The following is a 3,839-nucleotide window of genomic DNA, read 5'->3' as shown; positions in this document are numbered from 1 at the left end:
TTTTAGTAGTGCGAGTTGTCTTCTTATGGTTTGTTCTGGTTTCATTTCTCGTACTTTGATGACTTCTATGAGTTTGTTTAGTTGTTTTATGATTTGTTCTAGTGTTCTGTTGTCTCCGTAGGTTGTGATTGTTATTCTTGAATGTCCTGGTTCTGATGTTTTTCCTACAGTGATGTTGTCAATATTAAAGTCTCGTCTTGTGAAGAGTCCTGCTACTCTTTGTAGTACTCCTGTCTTGTTTTCAACCAGAATACTTATAGTATGTTTATTTGTTTTTGTCATTTTAATCATTCCTCTACTTTGTATTCTCCAACAATTTTTGTGATTTTTTCACCCGGTGGGACCATAGGTAATAATTCATCAGGATCTATTGTTATGTCTATAACAGTTGCTTCTCTTTGTTTTAATGCATTTTGTATGGTTTCTTTTAGTTCTCCTGGTTTTTCTACACGTACTCCATTTACACCATATGATTCTGCAAGTTTTACAAAGTCTGGTGTTGGGGCAAGTTTGGTTTGAGAAATTCTGTTTTCATAGTATAAAACTTGCCATTGGGCTACCATTCCAAGATATCTATTGTTTAAAATACATGTAACTATAGGAAGGTCGTATTCATGTATAGTAGCTAACTCTTGTGAAACCATTTGGAATCCGCCGTCTCCGCATATTGCTAGAACATTTTCTTCAGGTTTAGCAACTTGTGCCCCTATTGCTGCAGGTAATCCATAACCCATGGTTCCTAGTCCACCACTTGATATGAATGTTCTTGGATTTTTGGTTTTATAGTAGTGTGCCATCCACATTTGGTTTTGTCCTACATCAGTTGATACAATGGTTGTAGGAGTAATTGCTTCCATTATTTCTTTAATGGCTTCTTGAGGTTTGAGTGGAAGAGTATTAAAGTTCATCTTCGGAACATAAGATTTTCTTTTTTCTACAACTTCACTTGTCCAGTTTGTATTATCTGTTTTGTATTCTTCGATAAGTGTTTGTAAAGTTATTTTTGCATCTCCAACTATTGGAACATCTATAGGAACATTTTTTCCAATTTCTGCAGGGTCAATATCTATGTGAATTTTTGTTGCATTAGTTGCAAATTCTGATACTTTTCCAGTAGTACGATCTGAAAATCTACATCCTATTGCTATAAGACAGTCACAGTCTGTTACAGTATTGTTTGTAGATTCTAATCCATGCATACCTAGAAGTCCTAAAGATAATTCATGGTCTTCAGGTATTGATCCTTTACCCATAAGACTGGTTGCAACTGCAATGTTTGAAAGTTTGGCAAATTCAAATAACTCATTAGCAGCATCAGATAATATTACCCCACCACCAGCTAGTATAACTGGTTTTTTACTTTCCTGTATTATCTTAACAGCTTTTTTAATCTGTTTAATGTTGGCTTTGGTTGTTGGTTTGTATCCTTCTAATTGAAGAACACGGGTCATGTCGTCTTCTGTAACATCTGCTTCTAATACATCTTTAGGAAGGTCTACTACAACCACTCCTTTTCTACCTGTACTTGCTATTTTATATGAAGCATCTATAATTTCAGGTAAATCCTTAGATTGTCTAGGTTGGAAATTTGCCTTAGTTATTGGCATAGTTATACTTATTGTATCTACTTCTTGGAATGCATCGGTACCAATGATAGGTGTTCCAACTTGACCGGTTAGGGCAACAACAGGGCTTGAATCCATTTGTGCTGTTGCTATACCAGTTACAAGGTTTGTTGCTCCAGGACCACTAGTAGCAATACATACACCCGTTTTACCTGATACTCTTGCATATCCGTCTGCTGCATGTGCTGCTGCCTGTTCGTGTCTTACTAATATATGTTTTATGTCACAGTCGTATAATGAATCATATAATGGTAATAGTACTCCTCCGGGATAACCGAAGACTACGTCAGTACCATTTTCTTCAAGTTTCTTTAGTAATGCGTCACTTCCGTTCATTTTTTTTCCTCATTGTTTTTGATTAGTTATTAGATAAAAATGATAAATTTTATAAAATTTTATTATATGTATAGTTATGTATTTTAGTGTTTATATAATATTTTTAGAAATAAAAGACATTTCAGAATATATTGTGCTGATATAATTTAACAAAAAGTATTATGTTGATTATATTAAATTATGTAAAGGGATAAAATCAGGAAATTTTTTTAATTGTTTGATGTTTAAAATTAACAAAAAAGGAGTATATTAATATTAAATTCTGAAAAATGGAGTAAAAATGTTGAATTATAATAAAATAACAGGTATAATTAGTTTCACATGCTAATTAATTAATAAACCATTCATTATTCCGTACCTTATCCTCGACCTGAAAAAGGTTGTAATATGGGAACTTTATTAAATAATTCAACAATCACCATACTTATTGTCATGACAATAATTATTGCACATATTATTGACAGTGTGGTGTATTTCATAAAATTCAATATATGTATTTTTTCTAAAAAGTTTAATACAAGAATATTTACTAAATATATTCCATAACTATCTCTACTTATATTTGTAATAAAATCATTAATCTTCTGATTGATAAGTGAATAATCAATATTTTTAACTAATATAAACAGTCCAACTGCTTGTAAACAGGCACCTGGTGTAATATCACCTAATCTAATGAAAAATAATGACTGGCTAGAACAAATAACGGATAATATTATCGTACCACAAACAGTTATTAGAGTTCCGATTATAAACAATAAAATACCAAACTTTTTATTTGTTAACAGTTCATGTTTTTTAATAGTTAAATAGTATCCCAGTACAAAATATCCTATTGAACCACTAAAATATCTTAAATAATCAACTATAATTGTATCAACATTCATAAATCGTAAAAGACTAACTAATGCCCATAATAATAGAAAATATTCAATATCAACCACTTTTGCATTTTGAATCCATTTAGAAATTATTGGTGACATCAAGTATAAACCTAGAATCATATACACATACCAAAATTGAACACTAACATTCAAAGGATTAAGAAAACCACTAAATAAGTATGATAAAAAATTTATTATTGTCCATGATGATCCTAAAACATCTGTAAATACAACTTTTATTATAACATAGATTATAAACCAAAACAGAAAAGGAACTAATATTCTTCGTATTCTATGTGGAATTATTTCAATAGGCTGATCTTTTCTAAGTAATAAATATCCTGAGGCCATTACAAATAGTATGATTGCAAAACGAAATAAGGAAGAGCAAACTACTGATTCAATCCAGGCATTAGAAAAAAAGTACTTATTATCCAATAATATTGATGAACAATGAATACCCAATACTCCCAGTATAGCTAAAACCTTTAAATAGTCTATCCACATTATTCTCTTGTTATTCATCAATTTTTTTATCTATATTAGTATATAAATAGTTCACTATTTACCCTAATCCTTGTTTACGTATTTTTTCATATTTTATCGTCTAGTAGTATTTAATTAAGCAAAACTAATAATTTTAAAAAATGAGAATAGGAAAATTGTTATAGGAAATAACAATTATTTCTTTTATTGGAGGTTATAATGTTTTTTGTCCGCGGGTTATTGCTGTGATTCCTGTTTTTGCGGTTTCTTTTATTCCGTATGGTCTTAACAGATCCATCAATGCATTGATATTGTCTGGTTTTCCACTTATTTCTATGGTTATTGTTTTTGGTGTTACGTCTATTATGTGTCCTCTGAATATGTTTGTGTATTGTATGATTTCTGATTTGTCTTGTTCTGTTGGGGCGTGGATTTTTAGTAGTGCGAGTTGTCTTCTTATGGTTTGTTCTGGTTTCATTTCTCGTACTTTGATGACTTCTATGAGTTT

4 protein-coding genes are annotated in these 3,839 nt (G+C 30.8%); all 4 read right to left on the bottom strand.

The window, feature by feature from the left end:
• Positions 1 to 282, bottom strand: a 282-nt coding sequence (ilvN, locus tag QZZ11_RS03935; protein ID WP_292473796.1) for an acetolactate synthase small subunit, incomplete at its 3' end; no start/stop codon positions are given.
• Between the two features lie 5 nt (positions 283 to 287).
• On the bottom strand, positions 288 to 1,961 hold the full coding sequence (locus tag QZZ11_RS03930; protein WP_292473794.1) for an acetolactate synthase large subunit: 1,674 nt from the start codon (positions 1,959 to 1,961) through the stop codon (positions 288 to 290).
• Between the two features lie 359 nt (positions 1,962 to 2,320).
• Positions 2,321 to 3,370, bottom strand: a complete 1,050-nt coding sequence (locus QZZ11_RS03925; RefSeq protein ID WP_292473793.1) for an acyltransferase family protein — start codon at positions 3,368 to 3,370, stop codon at positions 2,321 to 2,323.
• Between the two features lie 175 nt (positions 3,371 to 3,545).
• Positions 3,546 to 3,839 (bottom strand): acetolactate synthase small subunit (gene ilvN, locus QZZ11_RS03920; protein WP_292473791.1); only part of this gene is annotated, 294 nt, incomplete at its 5' end.

This window comes from Methanosphaera sp. (assembly GCF_016282985.1).
Lineage (GTDB): Archaea > Methanobacteriota > Methanobacteria > Methanobacteriales > Methanobacteriaceae > Methanosphaera.
This window is presented reverse-complemented; position numbering and strand designations above follow the sequence as displayed.

What these genes read in the sequence shown, in the direction of transcription:
- QZZ11_RS03925 (WP_292473793.1), bottom strand. Translation starts at nt 3,370, where the DNA reads ATGAATAACAAGAGAATAATGTGGATAGACTATTTAAAGGTTTTAGCT.
- QZZ11_RS03930 (WP_292473794.1), bottom strand. Translation starts at nt 1,961, where the DNA reads ATGAACGGAAGTGACGCATTACTAAAGAAACTTGAAGAAAATGGTACT.